The sequence below is a fragment of the Burkholderia sp. MSMB1498 genome (genome assembly GCF_001526245.1).
GTDB lineage: Bacteria > Pseudomonadota > Gammaproteobacteria > Burkholderiales > Burkholderiaceae > Burkholderia > Burkholderia savannae.
Genome location: NZ_LOYJ01000075.1, coordinates 1 through 21,327, shown reverse-complemented (window position 1 = coordinate 21,327; position 21,327 = coordinate 1). Strand labels below are relative to the sequence as shown.

19 protein-coding genes and 2 pseudogenes are annotated in these 21,327 nt (G+C 67.2%); 6 read left to right on the top strand and 15 right to left on the bottom strand.

Annotated elements, in window-relative coordinates; genetic code table 11:
- Positions 1 to 225: 225 nt before the first annotated feature.
- On the bottom strand, positions 226 to 444 hold the full coding sequence (locus WS91_RS16875) for a hypothetical protein (RefSeq protein WP_059670651.1): 219 nt from the start codon (positions 442 to 444) through the stop codon (positions 226 to 228).
- Positions 445 to 592: 148 nt separating this feature from the next.
- Between WS91_RS16875 and WS91_RS16870 the strand changes: the two genes are divergently transcribed.
- On the top strand, positions 593 to 799 hold the full coding sequence (locus WS91_RS16870; protein WP_038752816.1) for a hypothetical protein: 207 nt from the start codon (positions 593 to 595) through the stop codon (positions 797 to 799).
- Between the two features lie 51 nt (positions 800 to 850).
- On the opposite strand, the gene WS91_RS16865 is transcribed toward WS91_RS16870, so the two are convergent.
- On the bottom strand, positions 851 to 3,388 hold the full coding sequence (locus WS91_RS16865) for an adenosylcobalamin-dependent ribonucleoside-diphosphate reductase (protein ID WP_059642603.1): 2,538 nt from the start codon (positions 3,386 to 3,388) through the stop codon (positions 851 to 853).
- Between WS91_RS16865 and WS91_RS35945 the strand changes: the two genes are divergently transcribed.
- Positions 3,387 to 3,581 (top strand): hypothetical protein, encoded by a 195-nt coding sequence (locus WS91_RS35945; protein WP_145986920.1) that lies wholly within the window; start codon positions 3,387 to 3,389, stop codon positions 3,579 to 3,581. The two genes, WS91_RS16865 and WS91_RS35945, sit on opposite strands and share 2 nt — an antisense overlap.
- A 409-nt stretch (positions 3,582 to 3,990) precedes the next feature.
- Here WS91_RS35945 and WS91_RS16860 read toward each other — a convergent pair whose 3' ends face one another.
- The 13 genes and pseudogenes from WS91_RS16860 to WS91_RS16800 all read right to left on the bottom strand — a co-directional run bounded on the left by WS91_RS16860 (position 3,991) and on the right by WS91_RS16800 (position 18,042).
- Positions 3,991 to 4,866, bottom strand: a complete 876-nt coding sequence (locus tag WS91_RS16860; RefSeq protein WP_038752812.1) for an ABC transporter permease — start codon at positions 4,864 to 4,866, stop codon at positions 3,991 to 3,993.
- A complete protein-coding gene (locus tag WS91_RS16855) occupies positions 4,859 to 6,049 on the bottom strand; it encodes an ABC transporter substrate-binding protein (RefSeq protein ID WP_059670650.1) in 1,191 nt (396 codons plus the stop codon). Before WS91_RS16855 ends, WS91_RS16860 begins: the two co-directional genes overlap by 8 nt.
- A 474-nt stretch (positions 6,050 to 6,523) precedes the next feature.
- A pseudogene (locus WS91_RS37390) lies at positions 6,524 to 7,192 on the bottom strand (ABC transporter ATP-binding protein); the annotation flags it as partial.
- Positions 7,189 to 8,304 (bottom strand): acyl-CoA dehydrogenase family protein, encoded by a 1,116-nt coding sequence (locus WS91_RS16845; RefSeq protein WP_059670648.1) that lies wholly within the window; start codon positions 8,302 to 8,304, stop codon positions 7,189 to 7,191. The gene WS91_RS16845 and the pseudogene WS91_RS37390, both read right to left, overlap by 4 nt.
- Positions 8,277 to 8,843 (bottom strand): carboxymuconolactone decarboxylase family protein, encoded by a 567-nt coding sequence (locus WS91_RS16840; RefSeq protein ID WP_059642590.1) that lies wholly within the window; start codon positions 8,841 to 8,843, stop codon positions 8,277 to 8,279. The genes WS91_RS16845 and WS91_RS16840 overlap by 28 nt, the downstream gene beginning before the upstream one ends.
- A 171-nt stretch (positions 8,844 to 9,014) precedes the next feature.
- On the bottom strand, positions 9,015 to 9,998 hold the full coding sequence (locus WS91_RS16835) for an AraC family transcriptional regulator (RefSeq protein WP_059670647.1): 984 nt from the start codon (positions 9,996 to 9,998) through the stop codon (positions 9,015 to 9,017).
- Positions 9,999 to 10,350: 352 nt separating this feature from the next.
- The gene (gene groL, locus WS91_RS16830) at positions 10,351 to 11,991 is read right to left on the bottom strand and encodes a chaperonin GroEL (protein WP_059579576.1); all 1,641 of its coding nucleotides are present in this window, start codon (positions 11,989 to 11,991) and stop codon (positions 10,351 to 10,353) included.
- A 17-nt stretch (positions 11,992 to 12,008) separates the two neighbouring features.
- Complete coding sequence (locus tag WS91_RS16825) at positions 12,009 to 12,299, bottom strand: co-chaperone GroES (RefSeq protein ID WP_038752798.1); 291 nt, start codon at positions 12,297 to 12,299, stop codon at positions 12,009 to 12,011.
- Between the two features lie 225 nt (positions 12,300 to 12,524).
- The gene (locus WS91_RS16820) at positions 12,525 to 13,499 is read right to left on the bottom strand and encodes a helix-turn-helix domain-containing protein (protein ID WP_052145151.1); all 975 of its coding nucleotides are present in this window, start codon (positions 13,497 to 13,499) and stop codon (positions 12,525 to 12,527) included.
- A gap of 313 nt (positions 13,500 to 13,812) precedes the next feature.
- Positions 13,813 to 14,250, bottom strand: a complete 438-nt coding sequence (locus WS91_RS16815; RefSeq protein ID WP_059670646.1) for a hypothetical protein — start codon at positions 14,248 to 14,250, stop codon at positions 13,813 to 13,815.
- A 562-nt stretch (positions 14,251 to 14,812) separates the two neighbouring features.
- Positions 14,813 to 15,775: an agmatinase gene (gene speB, locus WS91_RS16810; RefSeq protein WP_059642581.1), complete on the bottom strand. Its 963-nt coding sequence runs from the start codon at positions 15,773 to 15,775 to the stop codon at positions 14,813 to 14,815.
- A gap of 126 nt (positions 15,776 to 15,901) precedes the next feature.
- Positions 15,902 to 17,392, bottom strand: coding sequence for an aldehyde dehydrogenase (locus tag WS91_RS16805; RefSeq protein WP_059670645.1), 1,491 nt, complete (start codon positions 17,390 to 17,392; stop codon positions 15,902 to 15,904).
- Between the two features lie 98 nt (positions 17,393 to 17,490).
- Positions 17,491 to 18,042 carry a cupin domain-containing protein gene (locus WS91_RS16800; protein WP_059670644.1) on the bottom strand — a complete coding sequence of 184 codons (552 nt, stop codon included), beginning with the start codon at positions 18,040 to 18,042 and terminating at the stop codon, positions 17,491 to 17,493.
- 431 nt (positions 18,043 to 18,473) lie between these two features.
- On the opposite strand from WS91_RS16800, the gene WS91_RS37385 reads away from it, so the two are divergent.
- The 4 genes and pseudogenes from WS91_RS37385 to WS91_RS33465 all read left to right on the top strand — a co-directional run.
- On the top strand, positions 18,474 to 18,677 hold the full coding sequence (locus WS91_RS37385; RefSeq protein WP_226377325.1) for a hypothetical protein: 204 nt from the start codon (positions 18,474 to 18,476) through the stop codon (positions 18,675 to 18,677).
- A gap of 301 nt (positions 18,678 to 18,978) precedes the next feature.
- On the top strand, positions 18,979 to 19,779 hold the full coding sequence (locus tag WS91_RS16795; protein WP_082744994.1) for a gamma-glutamyl-gamma-aminobutyrate hydrolase family protein: 801 nt from the start codon (positions 18,979 to 18,981) through the stop codon (positions 19,777 to 19,779).
- A 26-nt stretch (positions 19,780 to 19,805) separates the two neighbouring features.
- Positions 19,806 to 21,140: a glutamine synthetase family protein gene (locus tag WS91_RS16790; RefSeq protein ID WP_059579553.1), complete on the top strand. Its 1,335-nt coding sequence runs from the start codon at positions 19,806 to 19,808 to the stop codon at positions 21,138 to 21,140.
- Between the two features lie 35 nt (positions 21,141 to 21,175).
- Positions 21,176 to 21,327 (top strand): annotated as a pseudogene (locus WS91_RS33465) (aspartate aminotransferase family protein); the annotation flags it as partial.

The window sequence follows — 21,327 nt, the reverse complement described above, 5'->3', positions numbered from 1 at the left end:
TATTTCGATTCATCTTGAGCGCGCAATGTTAAAACAATTTTCAAAAAAATAAAGCCCCCGCGCGAAAACCCCGCCTTGAATAATCCGCCCATCAACCCCTAAATCATTGAGGTTACAGGCATCCCAACTTTCCTCGAGATTTCCTTTTCTCACCAAAATAGTCGGTCTCTTCGTTTTGTGCGGCCAAAATATTTTTAATGCAATTTGCGCGCATCGCTTGACATTTCAAAAACAGAAATAAAGGCAGATATATTTTTTGGCGTGCATTTTCAATTTCGCCAATTGAACCGGAATTCGGCTGGTTGCCGCGGCGGCGCGATTCGCTCCGCCCGGAAATTCCGATCGTCGCGGCGATTTCTCGAGCGATCGATGTCGGTCGAGCGGCTCGGCGCTCGCGCGCCGCGTGAGCGCCTCGCGAATCGAGCGGTTCGGAAGAAGACGCATGCGGAGCGCGAATCGCCGCACGTAAGGGCAAGCGTCGGATGGACAGGCACGTGACCCGCGCGAATCAGGCAGGACCGAGCCGAAGGAAGGATTGAGGAGAACGCGCGGGCGTCGATCGCGCCGATTGCATTGTCGTGACGCCCCGGCGATGAATCAGCGCGCCGCGCGACGCTCGGACGATGCGCACGGCATGGGTCGAATCGTGATCGACAGCTTCGTGCCTTTCACTATCGTCGCGGCGGGCACGCCGCATGCCGGCACCGACGCCGAAGCGACGCCCGCTATCGGACGAACAAGACGCGAAAGCGGATTGACGCGCCGTGCGGGATCGATCGTCCCGCACGGTCCGGCTTGAAAAACTCATCGCGAAGCGGCGGCCGCGCCGACGCACGCGGCGAGCGAACGCTCAACCGCAAGCGCCGATCTCGCCGCAAGCGGTGCAGAAATCGCAGCCGTCCTTGCGGATCACCGCATTCGCGCCGCACGAGTTGCACTTGCGCCCGAACATCGTGCGCAGCTCGGCGGCGCTGTGCGTCGCAGCGGCCGTTTCTTCCTCGCTTTCGCCGCCCGCCGATGCCGATTCCGTCTCGGCCGAGAGCATCGCGGCAACCGCATGCGGGTCTGCGCCGCCGCGCGGCAGCGCCGCGAGCAGCCGCGACGGCACCTGATTGCCCTCGGCGTCGAGAAAGCCGCGACGATGCAATATCTGCTGAATCGCGTAGCTGAGCGCGGCGACTTCCGAGTCGTGCCACAGCGGAATGCGCCGGCCGTCGAGCCGCTGCGTCTCGCCGAGCCGCACCTGTCCGCGATCCCACGACACCTTGCGCAGATCCTGCAGATTGCGCGCGACGAAGCCGCCGCGCGCGGCGAGCGACAGCGAGCGCATCGTCGCCGTGATCCATTGCTGCGACTCGTCGCGCTGGCCGACCGGGATGAAGAATTCGATCGGCCGCTCGATCGTCACCTCTTCGCCGCCGATGCGCCCCGTCACTTCCATGAACGACACCGCGACGTACAGCGACTTCTTCCCGAGCTGCGTCAGATACTCGACCTTCTCGATCACCGCGGGCAACTCGCCCTTCGGCCGGTGGTCAATCGCGATCCGCAGCGGATCGAGATCCGCCTCCGTCAGCGTATCGTCCGGCTCGGACGTGTGCAGCACCGCGCCGAGCGTGTCGTTCGGCCGGTACGTCGCGAGCCCTTTCAGGCCGCTCTTCCACGCATCGAAATAGAGGCTCTCGAAATCGTCGAACGGATAATCGGCCGGCACGTTGACCGTCTTCGAGATCGACGTGTCGATGTACGGCTGCACGGCCGCCATCATCGCGAGGTGATCGTGCGCGGACATCTGCAGCGCGCTGACGAAATAATCGGGCAACGCGTCGACGTCGCCGCCGAGCTCGCGGTACAGGCGATAAGCGTAATCCTCGACCGCGAACGTCTGGCGGCTGCCGTCCGCCATGATCTTCGTGCGTTGGTAGGTCCACGAGAACGCGGGCTCGATGCCGTTCGACGCATTGTCCGCGAACGCGAGGCTCACGGTGCCCGTCGGCGCGACCGACAGCAGATGGCTGTTGCGGATGCCGTCGCGGCGAATGGCTTCCTGAATGTCGTCGGGCAGCCGCGACGCGAACGTGCCCGCTTCGAGATACCGGTTCGCGTCGAAGAGCGGGAACGCGCCGCGCTCGCGCGCGAGCTCGACCGATGCGCGATACGCGGCGTCGCGCATCGCGCGCCCGACGCGCGCGGCGAAGTCGCGCCCTTCCTGCGAGTCGTAGCGCAGGCCGAGCATCACGAGCGCGTCGCCAAGGCCCGTGAAGCCGATGCCGATCCGCCGCTTCTGATGCGCCTCGTGGCGCTGCTCGGTCAGCGGCCACAGCGTCACGTCGAGCACGTCGTCGAGGAAGCGCGCGTGCGTGCGCGTGCGCTCGTCGAGCGCGGCCCAGTCGAACACGCTTTCGCCGCCGCGCAGTTGAGCGAACGGGTCGAGCACGAAGCGCGTCAGGTTCAGCGGGCCGAGATTGCAGCAGCCGTACGCGGGCAGCGGCTGCTCGCCGCACGGATTCGTCGCACGAATCAATTCGATCGCGCGCAGGTTGTTGTCGTCGTTCATCTTCGAGATGAACACGACGCCCGGCTCGGCGACGTCGTACGTCGAGCGCATGATCTTGTCCCAGATCGCGCGCGCGCGCCTTTCCGCATAGACCCACATGCCGTCGTCGCGCCGATGCAGATCGCCCGCCGCGCGCAGCGCGGGTGACGGCTCCGCGCGGTGCACGAGCTGCCACGGCAGATCCTGCTCGACCGCGTCCATGAACGCGTCGGTCACCGCGACCGAGATGTTGAAGTTGTTCCAGCGGCCTTTCGAATGTTTCGCTTCGATGAATTCGAGCAGATCGGGATGATCGCAATCGAGCACCGCCATCTGCGCGCCGCGCCGCGCGCCCGCGCTTTCGACCGTGCGGCACGACGCGTCGAACACGTCGATGTAGCTGCACGGACCGGACGCGCTCGAGCCCGTCGAATGCACGTACGCGCCGCGCGGGCGAATCGCCGAGAAGTTGTAGCCGACGCCGCCGCCGCGCCGCATCGTCTCGGCCGCCTGCAGCAGCGCGACGTAGATGCCGGGCAGCCCGCGCTCGTCGACGCCCTGGATGCAGTCGCCGACCGGCTGCACGAAGCAGTTGATCAGCGTCGCCGCGATCGCGCTGCCCGCCGCGCTCATGATCCGGCCCGCGCCGAGCGCGCCGCGTTGCAGATGCTCGACGAAGCGCGCCTCGACTTCGTCGCGCAGTTCGGCCGGCTCCGCCTGCGCGACGCCGTGGGCGACGCGGCGGTAAATGTCGTCGACCGTCCGCTCGTCGCCCTTCGCGTATTTTTCCAGCAGCACGTCGGTGGAGAATTGTTGCGGAGCGAGGTGAAACTCGGATGCGATGGTCGCCATGGACAGCCTCTCTACGGCACTGCGCGTGGATGATGGGCTCGACACTATAGCCACGGCAGGTGGCGATCGAGAGCGGCGCGTCGCCGCATCCGACGACCATACCGCAGGCGCCACTCCGCCGCAATCGGCGACGCGCGGGCGTCGTGCCGAAAACTACGGGCGGATCAACGGAACGCCGACGAGCGCCGAATGACGCGCCGTCGATCAAGCATAGCCACGCGACGGCCGGCAAGATGCTTGCCGCTTCGCAGCATGCGGGCGGCGCACGACCGGCGGGCGCTGGCGAGCGGGAACGAGCGCACGCGCGCGCCGGGATCGCATTGCGCAGGGCTGTAAGCCGATTGGAACACGTCTGGCGCGGCCGGCGATTCGACGCGCGGCATCGCTGAAGGTTAGGCCGAGGCTTGGCGGGACGGGTGGGGTAGTTTTGGTCTCGCCTTTCTCGCCTTTCTCGCCGTCCTAGCCTTTCTTACTTGCGTTACCGGACCGCGCCGAACTGCGCCGAGCGCGGCATGCCGAACCGCGCTTCGTTCACCAAAACATCCGCGCCCAGCCAAGCCATCGCGCGCCGCGCCGCATCACGCCGACGCATGTCAGCCGCATCAAGCGCGCGCCTTCGTCCAGCGGGCAAGCGCGGCCCGTGCGAGCGCATCGAGCGCGAGCCCGATCGCGCCGATCACGACGATCACCGCCGCGAGCTCCGAATACGCAAGCCGGTCGCGCGTGTCGAGCACCAGATAGCCGAGCCCCGCGCTCACGCCGAGCATCTCGGCCGGCACGAGCACGATCCACAGCACGCCGATCGCGAGCCGCGCGCCGCTCAGCACCGACGCGGTGATCGCCGGCAGCACCACGTGCCATGCGAGCTCGGCGCGCGTCGCGGCGAGGCTCTCGCCGAGCTCGAGCCAGCGCCGGTCGACCTGCCCGACGCCGGACGCGGTGCTCATCAGGATCGGCCAGAACGCGGCGAACGCGAGCAGGAAACAGATCGAGCGCTCGCCGATGCCGAACGACATCACCGCGAGCGGCATCCACGACAGCGGCGAGATCATCCGCAGGAACTGGAAGGTCGGCGACAGCAGCGCGTCGAGCCATCTCACGCGTCCGATCAGCAGTCCGAGCGGCACGCCGAGCGCGAGCGCGATGCCGAGCCCCGTCGCCACGCGCACGACGCTCACGCGCACGTGCATCGCGAGGCGCTCGTCGCGCAACAGCGCGGGCGCGCTTTCGAGCGCACGCTCCGGCGCGAACAGGCGCACGGGCGACTGCGGCCCCGCCAGCCCGTGCGTCGCCGCCCACCAGAGCGCGATCGCGCAGACGAGGCCAGCGACGCCGATCGCCGCGTCGCGCAGCGGGCGAGCGAGCGGCCGGCGGCCGGCATGGGCAGATGCGGCGGCGACCCGCGGCGGCGCGCCGCTTCCGCGATGAGCGCCCGCGCCGCCGCGCGCCGGCCCGCGCCGAACCGATACGTCAGACAACGATCGTCTCCTCGCGCGAAAACGATTCGGGCAACCCGAACGCCGCGAGGCCGCCGACGGCCGCGATGCTCTTCGTGACGAACCGCGCGTCGACGAGCTCGCTCGCGACGCGCGCCGGATCGAGCCGCTCGAGAAAGCGCGCGTCGCCGTCCATCGCGGTGCGCTTCAGGCGCCGCACCAGCTCTTCGGTGTAGCTCGGAAACGGATACGGCTGGAAATCGATTCGCTTCTCGCGCCAGCCGGCGTACCGGATCGCGCCGCGCGCGCGATAGTCGGCGTCGAGCGCCGCCGACGGCGCGAGCACACGCGACAGCGTCTGCACGGCATGCGGCGTGTAATGCTGCGCGCCCTCCTTCGACAGCAGCCGCGCGGTCTCGTCCGGATGCGCGCGCGCCCAGAGCTGCGCCTTCACGATCGCGTCGACGACTTTCTGCGACCACTGCGGCCGCGCGTTCAGATCCTGCTCGTGCATGAACACGACGCAGCACGCATGATTCTTCCACACGTCGCCGGTAAACCGCAGGATCTTGCCGATCTTCATCAGCTCGACCGCCGCGTTGAACGGCTCCGCGACGATGTAGCCCGCGATCTGCCCGGCCGCGAGCGCGGGCGGCATGTCGGCGGGCGCCATCACGACGAGGTTCACTTCGTTCGCCGCGATGCCACCCGTGCGCTTGAGCACCGGCGCGAGCCCGCTCTCGCGCAGCAGATGCTGCACGACGACGTTGTGAATCGAATACCAGAACGGCACCGCGACGGTCTTGCCGCCGAGCTGGCGGACGTCGTCGATCGCGGGCGCGACCGTCAGCGCCGAGCCGTTCACGTGATTCCACGCGACGACTTTCGCCCGCACACCGCTGCCGTAGCGCGCCCACACCGTCATCGGCGACAGCAGATGGACGACGTTGACCTGCCCGGACAGGAAAGCCTCGACGAGCTGCGCCCAGCTGCGCAACAGCCGCGGCTTCTCGGCCGCGACGCCCGCCGCGTCGAAATAGCCGTTGTGATGCGCGACGAGGAGCGGCGCGGCGTCGGTGATCGGCAGATAGCCGATGCGCACCGGCGCGTCGGGCTCCACGGCCGCGCGCGCCGCGCGTTGCGCGAGAAGCGGCAACGCCGCCGCGCTCGTGAACAGCGCGGCGAGCTTGAGCCACTCGCGGCGGGTGATCGATACATCGCACATGGTCGGTCCGTTCGAAGAATGAAGAAATCAGGCGGCGGGACGCGCATCGTCCGCGCTCGCGCGTCCTGCGGCATCGGGCGCGTCGCGCAGCGCGCGCAACATGCGGTGGATCTCGATGCGCAGCGCGTCGAGACGGTCGAATCGTTCAAGCGGGTCGAGCGGGTCGAGCGGGTCGTGCCCCTCGATCCGCTCACGCAGCTCATGCAGCTCACGCAGCTCGCGGCGTTCCCGCGGCCCGCGCCGGTCGCATGCCGCCCGCAACGCATCGGGCGCGGCCGGCGCGGCGCAAGCGCCGGGCGCTTCGGATCGTTCGGACATCGCGCCACGGCCGCGCGCGGCGTCGATCGCGAGCGCGCCGCATGCGTCCCGCTCATTCCGCCCATTCCGCTCATTCCGCGCGGCGCGCGCATCGCACCCTTCGCCGACTTCCGACAGCGTCTCGACGCATCCGCCCGCCGCCGCCGCGCGCGACGCAACCGTCCAAGCGCCGGCCGTCCCGCCGCGCCCGTCGAGCAGCACGACCCGGTCGGCGACGCGCAGCGCCTCGTCGATGTCGTGCGTGACAAGCACAGTCGCCGCACGCGTGTCGGCGACGACGCGCAGCAGCAGGTCCTGCATGTCGGTGCGCGTCGCGGCGTCGAGCGCGCCGAACGGCTCGTCGAGCAGCAGCACCTGCGGCTGCCGCGCGATCGCGCGTGCGAGCGCGACGCGCTGCGCCATCCCGCCCGACAGTTGCGCCGGATGGTAGCCGCGTGCGTGCGCGAGCCCGACTTCATCGATCGCCCATGCGACGCGGCGCGCGCGCTCGCCGCGCGACAGGCGCGGCTGCCGCTTGAAGCCGAGCCCGAACGCGACGTTGCGCTCGACCGACAGCCACGGCAGCAGGCTCGCTTCCTGGAACATCAGCACGACGTGCGGATGCGGCCCGTCGAGCGGGCGGCCCGAGATCTCGATCGTGCCGGACGCGGGCCGGCGCAAGCCCGCCAGCACGCGCAACAGGCTCGACTTGCCCGCGCCGCTCGCGCCGAGCACCGCGACCAACTCGCCCGCGCCCACCGCGAGATCGAAGCGGTCGAGCACGGGCGGCCGCGCCGCGTCGTAGCCGAGCGTCAGCGCGCGGGCGTCGAGCCACGGCGCGCTCATGCGGCGTCGCGCGCCGCGTGTTTCGCGAGCTCGCTCTTCAGCTGCACGAGGCTCGGCGTGACGACCGGCACAAACGCGGCCTCGCGCCAGCGCCGTTCGAAACCGTTGTCGGCACCGTCGCGCCGCACGTACGCGCGTCCGCCGCTCGCCTGCAGTTCGAGCTGCACGGCAGTCTGCACGAGCTCGGCGAGCGCGATCCGAATCTCGAAGAGCCGCGCGCGCTGCGCGCCGAACGCGCCGTCGTGCAACCCGGCGACGAGCCGCCCGGCCGTCACGTCGAGCGCGTCGCTCGCGCCGGCGATTTCGGCATCGAGGATTCGCCGCGTGGCGTCCGCCGAACGGCCCGCCTCGTCGAGCGACCGGCTCGCAAGCCCGATCGCCATCGCGCACTGCATCCCGAGGAACGCGGGCCGCACGGCGGGCAGAAACGCATGCGCGTCGTCGTGAATCCGCCAGCGCGCGTCCAGCGCCACGTCGGTGAAACGCAGCGCCGCCGTGTTGCTGCCGCGCAAGGCGATCAGATCGAGATCGTCGCTCCGCGCGACGCCCGCCGCATCGTCGCGCACCGCGAAGATCGACGCCGCGCGCCCTTCGTGCGCGACGGCGACCGCGACGAGCGCGCCGCCCGGCCGTACGTTCGTCACCCACGGCAGCGCGCCGTTCAGCCGCCATGCTTCGGAACACGAAGGATCGGGCGTTGCGTCGAGCTGGAGCGATTCGATCCCCTGCAGATACTTCATCGCGTTCGACAAGCCGGTCGCGCCGGCCGCGTCGCCGCTCAGCAGCGCCGGCAGCCAGCGCGCGCGCAACTCGGCGTTCGGGCTGTGCAGCAGATATTCGACTAACGTCCGCTGCGCCCAGCACACGAACGCGGCCGTCAGCGAATGCCGCGCGAGCGCGGCGATCGTCGCCACCGCCTCGACGACGTCGCCCGCTTCGCCATCGCGCACCGGCAGGCCCGCATGAAACGCGCCCGCCGCCGCAAGGCGCGGCACGAGTTGCTGCTTCGCTTCCGACGAAGCGTCGAGCGACGCCGCGTGTGCGTCGAGCCAATCGGTCAGCGCCGGATCGAGCGCGATCCGGGTCATGCGGTTTGCGTGCGAGGTTCCCATCGGTAGGCGGCCAGTTCAGGATTCAATTCGTTCTGCGCGAGGTTGTTCGCGAAATTGCAGAGCGTCGCGAGGCTCACGCCGAGCACGACCTCGAGCGCGTTCGCGCGCGTGAAACCGGCGGCGACGAACGCATCGAACTGCGCGTCGCCGACCGCGCCGCGCGCCGCGATCACGGCGCGCGTGAACGTCGCGACGGCCGCAAGGCGCGCGTCAGCGGGCGGCTCGCCCGCGCGCAGCGCGCCGACGTCCGCGTTCGGCACGTGCGCCTTCTTCAGCGCGACGGCGGTGTGCCCGGCGACGCAAAAGCCGCAGCCGTGCGTCGCGGCGGCCGTGATCTGCACCGCCTCGCGCTCGGCGAGCGTGAGGCCGCTGCGGCCGTTGATCTCGGCGACCGTCAGGTACGTTTCGAGCGCGGTCGGCGCATTCGCGAGCGACGCGACGAGATTCGGCAGGAAGCCGGTGTTGTTCAGCACGCGCGTCAGATACGGCACGCTCGCTTCGGGCGCGTCGCTCGGCGTGAGAAGAGGGAGGCGGCTCATGTGAGGCTCCTGGTGGAATGCCTCATTGTCCGAAGCGCGCCGCCGGCGGGCAATGCGCGAAGGTCTGCGAGTGCTGCGGATTCGTCCACGCGTGCGCAGCGAAGTACGAACGGACGAAACGATCGCCGCCGCCCGGCGCTCAGTGCTCGGCGCCGCTTCGACGGCGCGCGCTCAATGCAGCGCGGCGTTCGCTCCCGCGGCATGCGCGCCGCCGCGCGGCGGCGCCTCGCCCTGTTCACGCCGGTACGCGCCCGGCTGCAGCCCGACGATGCGCTTGAACGCATGCGCGAACGCCGATTCCGACTGATAGCCGACCCATTCGGCGACGCGCGCGATCGCCTCGCCCTGCCGCAGCATCTCGGCCGCGATCTTCATCCGGATAAACGTGACGAATTGGGCGGGCGGCTGGCCGCACGCATCGACGAAGCGCTTGAAGAACGTCGCACGCGACATGTGCGCGAACGACGCCATCGCGTCGGTCGTCCATGGGTCGCCGGGCCGATCGATGACGGCCGCGATCAGGCTCGCGAACTCGGCGCGGCGCATCAGCGGCGCGAGGCCGCTCGCGAGCGAATCGTCGTCCACCGCGTCGCGCACCGCGTAGAAGAACAGCAGCTCGGTCAGCCGCGCGATGAGCGGCGACGGCTCGTCGAACGAGCCGGGCTTCGCCGCCTCCGCGCGAATCAGCCCGACGATCGCATGAATCTGCGCGGCCGCCGCGCTGGCGCGCCGGACCACGAGGCAATCGGGCAGGTACGATGCGATCCAGTCGCTCGAGCCGCTGCGGAACGCGAGAAAGCCGCATGCGAGGCCGACCGCGTCGGGCGCGCCGGGGTCGAAGCGCTGCATCGCCGGCTGCGCCGCGCGCGCGGCGTCGCGCGCGCGAACGGGCGGCTTCGCGCCGGATGTCAGCGCATGCGGGACGTCGCGCATCAGGAATGCCGCGTCGCCTTCGGCGAGCGGCACGCTCGCGCGGCCGTCGAAAAAGTGCAGCCGGCAGCGGCCGCTCAGCACGACGTGGAAGCTCGCCTTCGCGCGCCCGGCCGTCGACGCGCGCCAGCCGTCGCCGCAATACTGGCCGACATGAAAGATCGAGCCGACGGGCTCGAGGCTCGACAGCAGCCAGTGAATGATCTTGTCTGTGTGCGCCCGCATGCGTCGCGTCCCCGGTCGTGTCGTGTTGGTCGAATGCGATGGTAATCGCATTAATTCGTGCGCGTTACGTTAGCGGCATCGCGCCGGCAGACAAACCAACGTTTTGTCGGACGCTTATGAGCGCGAGAAATAAACGCGATGCGACAGGCGCCGAACAGTCGGTTCGACGCCTGTCGCGTGGCGAGCGCTCGGTTCGGTCGACCATGTTTCGCTTCATGCGTCGCGTGCTCCGCTTCGCGTTCGACGTCACGCGCGAAGGATTGCGGCATCGCGTCGCACCGGGCGCGCGCCGCACGCGCCGCCGAGGCACGCGGCCCGTCGAGCCGCGCACCTCGCGCGTCGCGCGATTCGCTCAGAAGTCGAAGCCCGGACCGCCCGCGCCCGGCACGCCGGCCGGCGCGGCGGGCGGCGCATCCTTCGGCGCTTCGTGGACGGTCGCATCGGTCGTGAGCAGCAGGCCCGCGACCGACGCCGCGTTTTGCAGCGCGGTGCGCGTGACCTTCGTCGGATCGAGCACGCCCGATTCGACGAGATCGCCGTATTCGCCGGTCGCCGCGTTGTAGCCGTAGTTGCCCTTGCCGGCCGCGACCGTCGCGACGACGACGCTCGCCTCCTCGCCCGCGTTCGCGACGATCTGGCGCAACGGCTCCTCGAGCGCGCGCAACACGATGCTGATGCCGGCCTTCTGATCGGCGTTCGCCGCCGCGAGGTCCGCGATCGCCTGCTTCACGCGAATCAGCGCGACGCCGCCGCCCGGCACGATGCCTTCCTCCACGGCCGCGCGCGTCGCGTGCAGCGCGTCGTCGACGCGGTCCTTCTTCTCCTTCACTTCGATTTCGGTCGCGCCGCCGACCTTGATCACCGCGACGCCGCCCGCGAGCTTCGCGACGCGCTCCTGCAGCTTCTCGCGATCGTAGTCGGACGTCGCATCGGCGATCTGCGCGCGAATCTGCTTCACGCGCGCCTCGATGTTCGCCTTCTCGCCCGCGCCGTCGATGAGCGTCGTGTTTTCCTTGCCCACCTCGATGCGCTTCGCGCGGCCGAGCTCCTGCAGCGTCGCCTTTTCGAGCGTGAGGCCGGTTTCCTCGGCGATCACCTGGCCGCCCGTCAGGATCGCGATGTCCTCGAGCAGCGCCTTGCGGCGATCGCCGAAGCCGGGCGCCTTCACCGCGACGGTCTTCAGGATGCCGCGGATGTTGTTGACGACGAGCGTCGCGAGCGCCTCGCCCTCGATATCCTCGGCGACGATGAGAAGCGGCCGGCCCGCCTTCGCGACCTGCTCGAGCACCGGCAGCAGATCGCGGATGTTCGAGATCTTCTTGTCGTGCAGCAGGATGAACGGCTCGTCGAGCACCGCGAGCTGGCGGTCGGGATTGTTGATGAAGTACGGCGACAGGTAGCCGCGATCGAACTGCAGCCCTTCGACGACGTCGAGCTCGTCGGCGAGCGACTTGCCGTCCTCGACGGTGATCACGCCCTCCTTGCCGACGCGGTCGATCGCCTCGGCGATGCGCTGGCCGATCGATTCCTCGCCGTTCGCCGAGATCGTCGCGACCTGCGCGATTTCCTTGCTCGTCGTCGTCGGCTTGCTGATCTTCTTCAGCTCCTCGACCGCGGCGGCAACGGCCTTGTCGATGCCGCGCTTCAGATCGAGCGGATTCAGGCCCGCCGCGACGTACTTTTGCCCTTCGCGAACGATCGCCTGCGCGAGCACGGTGGCCGTCGTCGTGCCGTCGCCCGCCGCGTCGCTCGTCTTCGACGCGACTTCCTTCACGAGCTGCGCGCCGATGTTCTGCACCTTGTCGGCGAGCTCGATCTCCTTCGCAACCGATACGCCGTCCTTCGTGACGACGGGTGCGCCGAAGCTGCGCTCGAGCACGACGTTGCGGCCTTTCGGGCCGAGCGTGACTTTCACCGCGTTCGCGAGCAGATTGACGCCTTCGACGAGCCTCGTGCGCGCGCCGTCGTGAAAAATGATTTCTTTCGCTGCCATGATTCGATGCTCCCCGCTCAGGAATGGACGACTGCGACGATCTCTTCTTCGCGCAGCACCAGCAATTCGTTGCCGTCGACCTTCACGGGCTGCCCGGCGTACTTGCCGAACAGCACGCGCTCGCCGACCTTCACGTCGGGCTCGATGCGCTTGCCGTCGGCGTCGCGCCGGCCGGGGCCGACCGCGAGGATCTCGCCCTGGTCGGGCTTTTCGGCCGCGCTGTCGGGAATCACGATGCCCGACGCGGTCTTGGTTTCCTGATCGAGTCGCTTGACGATGACGCGATCGTGTAGCGGACGTAGGCTCATTCTCACGTTTCCTTTATCGAAGTTCTGGCACTCGAGTTCAATGAGTGCCAACCGGAACCCGAGTATAGAAACGTGTCACCGATCGCTCCAATAACGGATTCGCAAAAACTTATCGATGGATGGCATTAGCGGCGGCAGGCCGGATCGGCGGCCGGGATCGCACAGCGATCGGCCCTGTTTCATTTCGCAGCGGCGCCGCCGCCGGCCCGCGCCGGCAGCGCGGCGTCACCGATGCAGCCGTTGCCCGGCCCGCTCCAGCGTCTCGCTCGGCGGATGACCGAATTCGGCCTTGAAGATCCGGCTGAAATATTTTTCGTCGCGAAAGCCGTGTCGCCATGCGATCGTCGCGATCGACTCCCGGACGTACGCCGGATCGGCGAGCATGCGATAGGCCGATTCGAGACGCTTGCGCTGTATCTGCCGCATCACGCCACCATGCGGCTCGAACAACTGATAGAGCTTCGATCGCGAAAGACCGACCTGCTTGCAGATCAGATCAGGCGTCAGCTCGAGGCTCGACAGGTTCGCATCGATGTAGTTTTTCACACGCTGCTGCAACGCGCTTTCGATGGCCGCGTTGGCCTGCTCGAACAGATCCGGGCTGCGCGCCGCGCAAGCGCTTGCGAGATGCAGCGTCGCCTGGACGACGGGACCGATGTCGTCGGCGTTCAAACGCGGCAGGTTCGCGACCAGCGAACGCAGGTGATCGGCGAACAGTTGACCGACTCCCTGCTTCAGCGATTTCCCGTGCAGCCATTCCGCCGTTTCCGGCAGCAACGATCGGGGTATCGCCATCCAAACGACGTTGCCCGTCGTGATCTCCGATTCGAACGGCTGGGTTGCGTCGATCACGTACAGTTCATTGCGTTGCTTGAACGATGGTTCCGGTCCGCTTCGCCAGACGAACCCGGCATCGAGATGAATCGTGAACTGGTAAAGATCCAGCCCGCGCGCGGCAATCTGGCGAGAGGATCTATCGGCCTTGATCACGGCTCGCCGCGACGGATGCAACCAGGTATGCCAGCCGATCGACAGCGGCCCCACCGTGGCGCCGCTCGATTCCCAATCGAACGGCACACCGGCGCTGTCGACGATCGAATACTGGCAGCTGCCGCCTGCCGCCCACGCGTCGAATCTGTCACGCGCCGGAATCTCCAGCGTCGTGCAGCGGTAAATACCGATGCCGGGTGTTTTGTCCAAGTGGCCCCCGATCCGCGTGAATCGGCCAGCGCCTTTGCCGGCCGGGCAAAGGGCGATATTCCGAACATGGCCGGGAATCTCCGGCTCATCGGCCTATCGGCAACGCGAATGAGTGTAAGCGATGCGAAGAACGCACACCAGCTTCGAATCGCCGTGACGACAGCGCCCGCGTGGCCCCGTCCCGTTCTTCGACGAACAAGGTCCGCCGCGGAAACGGCGTGATGCGCTTTTGCGCGAATTTCATTCGTGGCCCACGCAAGGGACGGCGAGTCATACCCGCTCTGCGACGTATGCCGGGCGCAATGCCGCGATGCTATTTTCCGGAAATATAGTAATTTGAAACGACCCCCTTCTTGAAGGTGACCGACAACGACTTCCGTGCATCCCTGGAATAAATCTTGTCGAACACGCCCTGGTTCGCGGTGCCGACTGCATTGCCCGTCACGCCACTCGTTCCGGGCTTCGGGATCGAACCCCACAGATAACCAACGGCATGGCTGACCTGATTATAACCGGGGTTGAAATCGTAATCCCAGCTCTCCCCTCCATCGCTGTACATCATCTTGCGATCCGGATTGCCGTACAGCGTCCGCACCTGCTCCTGCGTCGTGACACCGGTGACAAGATGTTCCTTGATATAGGCGGTCCCGTACTTGGCGGTGTCCGTACCGCCAAAGGGCATCTGACTGCAAGCCGCCGCCAGCATCAGCGGTGACATCGTGAGCGTGCGCGTGACGATATTCATTTTCATGTTGTCCTCGTCGCGAGATATGCGCGATCAAAACGACTTCGTGACCGCAAACCGTTTGCACGACGATCGGAGCCGACTGCCTCCTTTCTACCTGCGATGCCGATTTGCAAAGCCTCTGTACGATATAGACCGCGTTATCTCCGCGTCAACGCCAATGCGTCCGGTCGTTTGGATAATGGACGCATATCCGCCTGAAATGGACTGAAATCCACCTTCCGCATGCAATGAAGCGCACGCGCATCGCATGTCTGCCGGGCGATCGGGGAGCTCATGCCCGAAGGCGTTTCTGCGAGCTCGACCTGCTTATTGATGACGCCTCCCACCACCTGTCGAGCTTCAATCCGCCGTACACCCGTCGAAATCCCCGCCGACGCGGATCGAGGCGACGCATCGCCGAGAATGAACGCAGCAATTGCGGGAATCGCGGCACGTTCGGCGGGCAATGCATTGGCGGCGGGTCTAGCGGCCGGAGCGCCATGGCCTGGACGGCGAACACTTCCGGGAGCACCTCCCGTCGAGCCGCCGTCCAGCCGCTCCGCCCGCCGATCGCCGCGTGATCGCGTCAACGCGCGCCGACCTTGCGCTGCCGCCACAGACACAGCAGATCGCACGCGACATGCGCGGCCGCGATCGCCGTGATTTCGCTCTGATCGTACGCGGGCGCGACTTCGACGACGTCCGCGCCGATCAGGTTCACGCCGCCGAGACCGCGCACGATCGCGAGCGCCTGCGCGGACGACAGCCCGCCCGCGACCGGCGTGCCCGTGCCCGGCGCGAACGCGGGATCGAGGCAGTCGATGTCGAACGTCAGATACGCGGGCCGGTCGCCGACGATCGAGCCGATGCGCTCGAGCGCCGCGCGCACACCGTGCTCGTGCACCCACGCGGCGTCGAGCACGTTGATGCCGAGATAATCGTCGTTCCACGTGCGGATGCCGACCTGCACCGACGTCTTCGGATCGATCAGCCCGTCTTTGACCGCCTTGTAGAACATCGTGCCGTGATTGAGGCTGTCGGGCGCGTCGTCGGCCCATGTGTCGCAGTGCGCGTCGAAATGGATCAGCGACAGTGGCTTGCCGTACTTCTGCGCGTGCGCGATCAGCAACGGATACGTGATGTAGTGGTCGCCGCCGAGCGTCAGCATCCTCGCGTCCGACTGCAGGATCGCACGCGCGTGCTCAACAATCGCGGCCTTGATCGTGAGCGGATTGTGCGCGTCGAACCAGCAGTCGCCGTAGTCGATCACCGCGAGATCGTCGAACGGATCGAAGCCCCACGGATACGGATTCAGCTCGGCAAGCTGCACGCTCGCCGCGCGCACCGCGGCGGGGCCGAGGCGCGCGCCGGAGCGGAACGTCGTTGCGAGATCGAGCGGCACGCCGGACACGGCGACGTCGACCCCGCCGAGATCGCGCGTGTAGTTGCGCCGCATGAACGACAGCACGCCCGCGTAAGTGTTTTCGATCGAGGAACCGTAGGGGGAGGAGCGGCGGATCGCGCCGTCGCCATAGAGCGTTTCAGTCATCGAATGACCCGGTGGAGGGACCGGCGCGCTCGCGATGCCGCCGATAATGCGAGCGCGCCGGCGTCGGATTCATTGGGAACGCGGCGGCGCGACGCATGCGCGCCGCCGCGCTGGCTTGCGAATCCTTTAGCGCAGCCGAACGAGCGTGGACTTCAGCTCGGTGTACTTCTCCAGTGCGTGCAACGACTTGTCGCGGCCGTTGCCCGATTGCTTGTAGCCGCCGAACGGGAAATTCATGTCGCCCCCTTCGTCGTAGCAATTGACCCATACGGTGCCCGCGCGCAGCCGGCGCGCGACTTCGTGCGCGGTCGTCAGGTTCGCGGTCCACACCGCGGCGCCGAGCCCGTATTCGCTATCGTTCGCGATCCTCACCGCTTCGTCGATCGAATCGAACGTGATCACCGACAGCACCGGGCCGAAGATCTCTTCGCGCGCGATCTTCGCGTCGGGCGCCGCGTCGAACACGGTGGGTTCGATGTAGAAGCCGCCGCTCTGCTCGTTCACGCGCGCGCCGCCGAACAGCAGCTTCGCTTCGCCGCGGCCCGCTTCGATGTAGCCGAGCACGCGCTCGAGCTGGATCGCGTCGACGATCGCGCCCATCGACACGTTCGGGTCGAGCGGATTGCCCGGCTTGTATGCGCGCGCCGCGGCAATCAGCTTCTCGAGGAACGCATCCTTGATGTCGCGGTGCACGAGCAGGCGCGAGCCCGCCGTGCACATCTCGCCCATGTTGTAGAAGATCGCGCCCGCCGCCGCCTTCGCCGCGCGATCGAGATCCGGGCAGTCGGGCAGCACGATGTTCGGCGATTTGCCGCCGAGCTCGAGCCACACGCGCTTCAGGTTCGACTGGCCCGCGTACTGCATGATCAGCTTGCCGACGCCCGTCGAGCCGGTGAACGCGAGACAGTCGACGTCGCGATGCAGCGCGAGCAGCTTGCCCGGCTCGCCGCCGCCCGGCACGACGTTGAACACGCCGGCCGGAATGCCCGCTTCGTGCGCGAGCTGCGCGACCCTGATCGCCGTGAGCGGCGATTTCTCCGACGGCTTCAGCACGACGCTGTTGCCCGCGGCGAGCGCCGGCCCGAACTTCCACGACGCCATCAGGATCGGGAAATTCCACGGCACGACCGAGGCGACGACGCCGAGCGGCTCGCGCGTGACGAGGCCGACGAGATGATGATCGGCGGGCACGACTTCGCCGCCGACCTTGTCGATCGCTTCCGCGAACCATTCGACGCAGTACGCGGCGCCCGGCACGTCGACCGTCGTCGTGTCGCCGATCGGCTTGCCCGCGTCGAGCGTCTCGAGCAGCGACAGCTCGTCGAGATGCTCGCGCATCAGCGCCGCCCAGCGAAGCAGGATCGCCTTGCGCCGGCGCGGGTTCAGGCCCGCCCATGCCTGCTCGTCGAACGCGCGCCGCGCGGCCGCCACCGCCGCGTCGACGTCGGCCGCGCCGCAGTCGGCGACTTTCACGAGCACGCGGCCGTCGATCGGGCTCACGCAATCGAACGTCTTGCCGCCGTGCGCGTCGCGGTACGCGCCGCCGATGAATGCGCGCCCCTCGATCGCGAGCGTCGCTGCCTTGTCCTGCCAGTAAGCCAAAGTCGTCTTGTCCATCGGAATAGCCTCGTAGGGTTTGATTCGCCATGCAAACTAAATGCCCGGCGCCGCATGCTTGCGACGCGCGGGCGGCGGCGAATCGCGTTGGCGCGTCGTCAGAAGGTGGGCGGCGAATTCGCCGACACGACCTCGCAGACGTGTTCCGCGCTGGGATTGCGAAAACGGTGCGGCAAGCGGCTCTCGAAGTAGTAGCTGTCTCCGGGATCGAGCAGCCACGTCGTGCCGTCGACGGTCAGCTCGATCTGACCGGACACGACGACGCCGCCCTCGTGCCCCGCGTGCGTGAGCATTTCCGCGCCTGTATCCGCGAGCGGCTGATAGACCTCGCGCATGATGCACATGTTGCGGTCCTTGACGCCGGAGCCCGCCAGATAGAAGCCGATCGCGTCGTTGCCGAGATTCGGCATCTCGCCGCGGCGCGAGACGACCGAGCGATCCTCGTCGACCTCGAACGTGAAGAACTCCGCGAGGCTCATCGGAATGCACTCGAGCAATTTCTTCAGCGATCCTACCGAAGGACTCACGCGGCTCTGCTCGATCAGCGAGATCGTGCCGTTCGTGACGCCCGCGCGCTTCGCGAGCTCGCGCTGCGACAGGCCGTACTTCATGCGCACGTGACGCAGACGGGTGGCGACTTCATTGGACATCGATGTGGAATCCGACACGATTGGTGAGCGTCGACGACCGACGATTGCATGGCACGAGTGTCGAATATTCTAATCACTTTCAATCGTTTTCTGTCCGGGAAAACCCTGCAAGACGATCGAAATAATGCACGCTGCGGCGCGCATTCGCTCACGCAGGATTTATGCCCGCCACCATCGAGCACTCGATGCTTCGTATTTTTGAAAAATATTTGACGCCGTTTTTGGCTCGTATATGCTGATCCACAGGTCGGCGTCACATCATCGTCATGTTGCGGTGCGTTTCTGACGGTGTCCGAAATATGCAGCACGTTGACGATCTTGCCGCCGGACCGTCGCCCCGATTTATTAAACGCAGGATGCGTTCGATGAGCCGGGGTGTTCAAAACTTTCAACGTCACCAGTCGAGTGTAATCGTGAGAGTCCGTGGCCCTCTGGTAAGGTGGGATCGAAGACATGCGGCGAACATCCCGCATGACGTCGCCCTCTCCGACGGCAGCAGCGGCGCGCTTGTTCCTCGCCTGCTTCCGTCCGTATTCACCATCCTGTCCCGTCGCTCCGTGCGACGTCACAACGCCGTCTCCGCACGCGCCTACATCGCCGTGCACATCGACGAAGTCGCCTCGCTGCTGCCCTAGCGCCTCTCCTTCTGCCGCTGTTCGCTTCGAACGCACGCCCTGACGCCTGATCGGCGCAGCGGCCTGACATCGAACGCGCGCGCTCGGCCATCCCCGCTGCGTCGCGCGTTCGCTCAGAGCGAGCGCAATCCCCTTGCATCGCGCGCCGTGCGGCTGCCGGCTTGCCGCCGCCGTTCGACCGTCGCGCCACGACTCATCGACTTCGCGCATCGCGTGAAGCCGACGGGCCCCGTCACGCCTGCCGTATTGCGATTTTCGATGCGCGATTCGCAATCCGGGCATTCATCGAAACGTGAAATTCATGCAAAGCAAACCATTGGTCGGAATCACCGCTGACAAAACGATGATGGGCGCGCATCCATCTCATGTCGCCGGCGAAAAATACATCGCGGCAATCGTCGAGGGCGCGCTCGCGCTCGCGATGATCGTGCCGGCGCTCGGCGCGCGGCAAGCGGCGCGCGACGTGCTCGCGGCCGTCGACGGGCTGCTGTTTACCGGCAGCCATTCGAACGTCGAGCCGCATCGCTACGGCGGGCATCCGAGCGCGCCCGGCACGCTGCACGATCCCGCGCGCGACGAGACGACGCTGCCGCTCGTGCGCGCGGCGATCGACGCCGGCGTACCGGTGCTCGCGATCTGCCGCGGCTTCCAGGAAATGAACGTCGTGTTCGGCGGCACGCTGCATCAGCAGGTGCATGCGGTCGACGGCCTCGACGATCACCGCGAAAACAAGCAGGACGCGCTCGACGCGCAGTACGCGCCCGCGCATGACATCCGGCTCGCGCCGGGCGGCTTGCTGCAGCGCCTCTGCGGCGGCGAGACGAACGCGCGCGTGAACTCGCTGCACGGGCAAGGCATCGCGCAGCCCGGCGCGGGTCTCGCGATCGAGGCGCTCGCGCCCGACGGGCTGATCGAAGCCATCTCCGTGCCGGGCGCACGCGCATTCGCGCTCGGCGTGCAGTGGCATCCGGAATGGAAGCACGCGGACGATCCGCTATCCACCGCGATCTTCCGCGCATTCGGCGACGCGTGCCGCGCCCGGATGCTCGCCCGCATGCAGCACGACGCCGACCTGCCGCCGGCGCACGCGATCGGCGCGTGACCCGGCCCACTACAACGAGAACGATCATGCAAGACATCGACGAATTCCTGAAGAAACATCGAATCACCGAAATCGAGGCGATCATCCCGGACATGGCCGGCATCGCGCGCGGCAAGATCATTCCGCGCAGCAAGTTCGAAACCGGCGAATCGATGCGCCTGCCGCAGGCGGTGATGATCCAGACCGTCACCGGCGATTATCCCGAAGACGGCAGCCTGACGGGCGTCACCGATCCCGACATGGTGTGCCTGCCCGACGCATCGACGATCCGCCTGATTCCGTGGGCGATCGATCCGACCGCGCAGGTGATCCACGACTGCGTGCATTTCGACGGCACGCCCGTCGAGATCTCGCCGCGCCGCGTGCTGCGCCACGTGCTCGACCTTTACAAGGCGAAAGGCTGGAAGCCCGTGATCGCGCCCGAGCTCGAGTTCTATCTGGTCGACATGAACAAGGACCCGGACCTCCCGCTCGCGCCGCCCATCGGTCGCACCGGCCGGCCGGAAACGGGCCGCCAGTCGTACTCGATCGAGGCAGTCAACGAGTTCGATCCGCTGTTCGAGGACATCTACGAGTACTGCGAAGTGCAGGATCTCGAAGTCGACACGCTGATTCACGAAGTCGGCGCAGCGCAGATGGAGATCAACTTCCTGCACGGCGATCCGCTGAATCTCGCCGACCGCGTGTTCCTGTTCAAGCGCACCGTGCGCGAGGCTGCACTGCGGCATCACATGTACGCGACGTTCATGGCGAAGCCGATGGAGAACGAGCCGGGCTCGGCGATGCACGTGCATCAGAGCATCATCAACGAGGAGACGGGGCGCAATCTCTTCACCGCCGAAGACGGCAGCCCGACCGACATGTTCTACGCGTATATCGCCGGGCTGCAGAAGTACACGCCCGCGCTGATGCCGATCTTCGCGCCGTACATCAACTCGTATCGCCGGCTGTCGCGCTTCATGGCCGCGCCGATCAACGTGCAGTGGGGCTACGACAACCGCACGGTCGGCTTCCGGATTCCGCATTCGTCGTCGGTGTCGCGCCGGGTCGAGAACCGCATTCCGGGCGTCGACTGCAATCCGTATCTCGCGATCGCGGGCACGCTCGCGGCGGGCTATCTCGGCATGACGCAGCGCCTCGTGCCGACCGAGCCGCTCGTCAGCGACGGCTACAGCCTGCCGTACCAGTTGCCGCGCAATCTCGAGGAGGGGCTCACGCTGATGAGCGCATGCGAGCCGCTCGCCGGCATCCTCGGCGAAAAGTTCGTGAAGGCCTACCTCGCGCTGAAGGAAACCGAATACGAAGCGTTCTTCCGCGTGATCAGCTCGTGGGAACGCAAGCATCTGCTGCTGCACGTCTGAACGCGCACGCAGCCGCATCCATACAGGAGGAAACGATGAGCTACCGACTGAACAACGAATCGGCGTGGGTCGCGCCCGCCGCGCCCACCGCGCCCGCATCCGGCGCACACGCGCAGCAGCGCCGCACGAGCGCCGAATATCGCGCGCTCGACGCGGCGCACCATATCCATCCGTTCTCGGACATGGG

What these genes read in the sequence shown, in the direction of transcription:
- WS91_RS16875 (WP_059670651.1), bottom strand. Translation starts at nt 444, where the DNA reads ATGCGTCTTCTTCCGAACCGCTCGATTCGCGAGGCGCTCACGCGGCGC.
- WS91_RS16870 (WP_038752816.1), top strand. Translation starts at nt 593, where the DNA reads ATGAATCAGCGCGCCGCGCGACGCTCGGACGATGCGCACGGCATGGGT.
- WS91_RS35945 (WP_145986920.1), top strand. Translation starts at nt 3,387, where the DNA reads ATGGACAGCCTCTCTACGGCACTGCGCGTGGATGATGGGCTCGACACT.
- WS91_RS16865 (WP_059642603.1), bottom strand. Translation starts at nt 3,388, where the DNA reads ATGGCGACCATCGCATCCGAGTTTCACCTCGCTCCGCAACAATTCTCC.
- WS91_RS16855 (WP_059670650.1), bottom strand. Translation starts at nt 6,049, where the DNA reads ATGTGCGATGTATCGATCACCCGCCGCGAGTGGCTCAAGCTCGCCGCG.
- WS91_RS16845 (WP_059670648.1), bottom strand. Translation starts at nt 8,304, where the DNA reads ATGGGAACCTCGCACGCAAACCGCATGACCCGGATCGCGCTCGATCCG.
- WS91_RS16840 (WP_059642590.1), bottom strand. Translation starts at nt 8,843, where the DNA reads ATGAGCCGCCTCCCTCTTCTCACGCCGAGCGACGCGCCCGAAGCGAGC.
- WS91_RS16835 (WP_059670647.1), bottom strand. Translation starts at nt 9,998, where the DNA reads ATGCGGGCGCACACAGACAAGATCATTCACTGGCTGCTGTCGAGCCTC.
- groL (WP_059579576.1), bottom strand. Translation starts at nt 11,991, where the DNA reads ATGGCAGCGAAAGAAATCATTTTTCACGACGGCGCGCGCACGAGGCTC.
- WS91_RS16825 (WP_038752798.1), bottom strand. Translation starts at nt 12,299, where the DNA reads ATGAGCCTACGTCCGCTACACGATCGCGTCATCGTCAAGCGACTCGAT.
- WS91_RS16815 (WP_059670646.1), bottom strand. Translation starts at nt 14,250, where the DNA reads ATGAAAATGAATATCGTCACGCGCACGCTCACGATGTCACCGCTGATG.
- speB (WP_059642581.1), bottom strand. Translation starts at nt 15,775, where the DNA reads ATGACTGAAACGCTCTATGGCGACGGCGCGATCCGCCGCTCCTCCCCC.
- WS91_RS16805 (WP_059670645.1), bottom strand. Translation starts at nt 17,392, where the DNA reads ATGGACAAGACGACTTTGGCTTACTGGCAGGACAAGGCAGCGACGCTC.
- WS91_RS16800 (WP_059670644.1), bottom strand. Translation starts at nt 18,042, where the DNA reads ATGTCCAATGAAGTCGCCACCCGTCTGCGTCACGTGCGCATGAAGTAC.
- WS91_RS16795 (WP_082744994.1), top strand. Translation starts at nt 18,979, where the DNA reads ATGCAAAGCAAACCATTGGTCGGAATCACCGCTGACAAAACGATGATG.
- WS91_RS16790 (WP_059579553.1), top strand. Translation starts at nt 19,806, where the DNA reads ATGCAAGACATCGACGAATTCCTGAAGAAACATCGAATCACCGAAATC.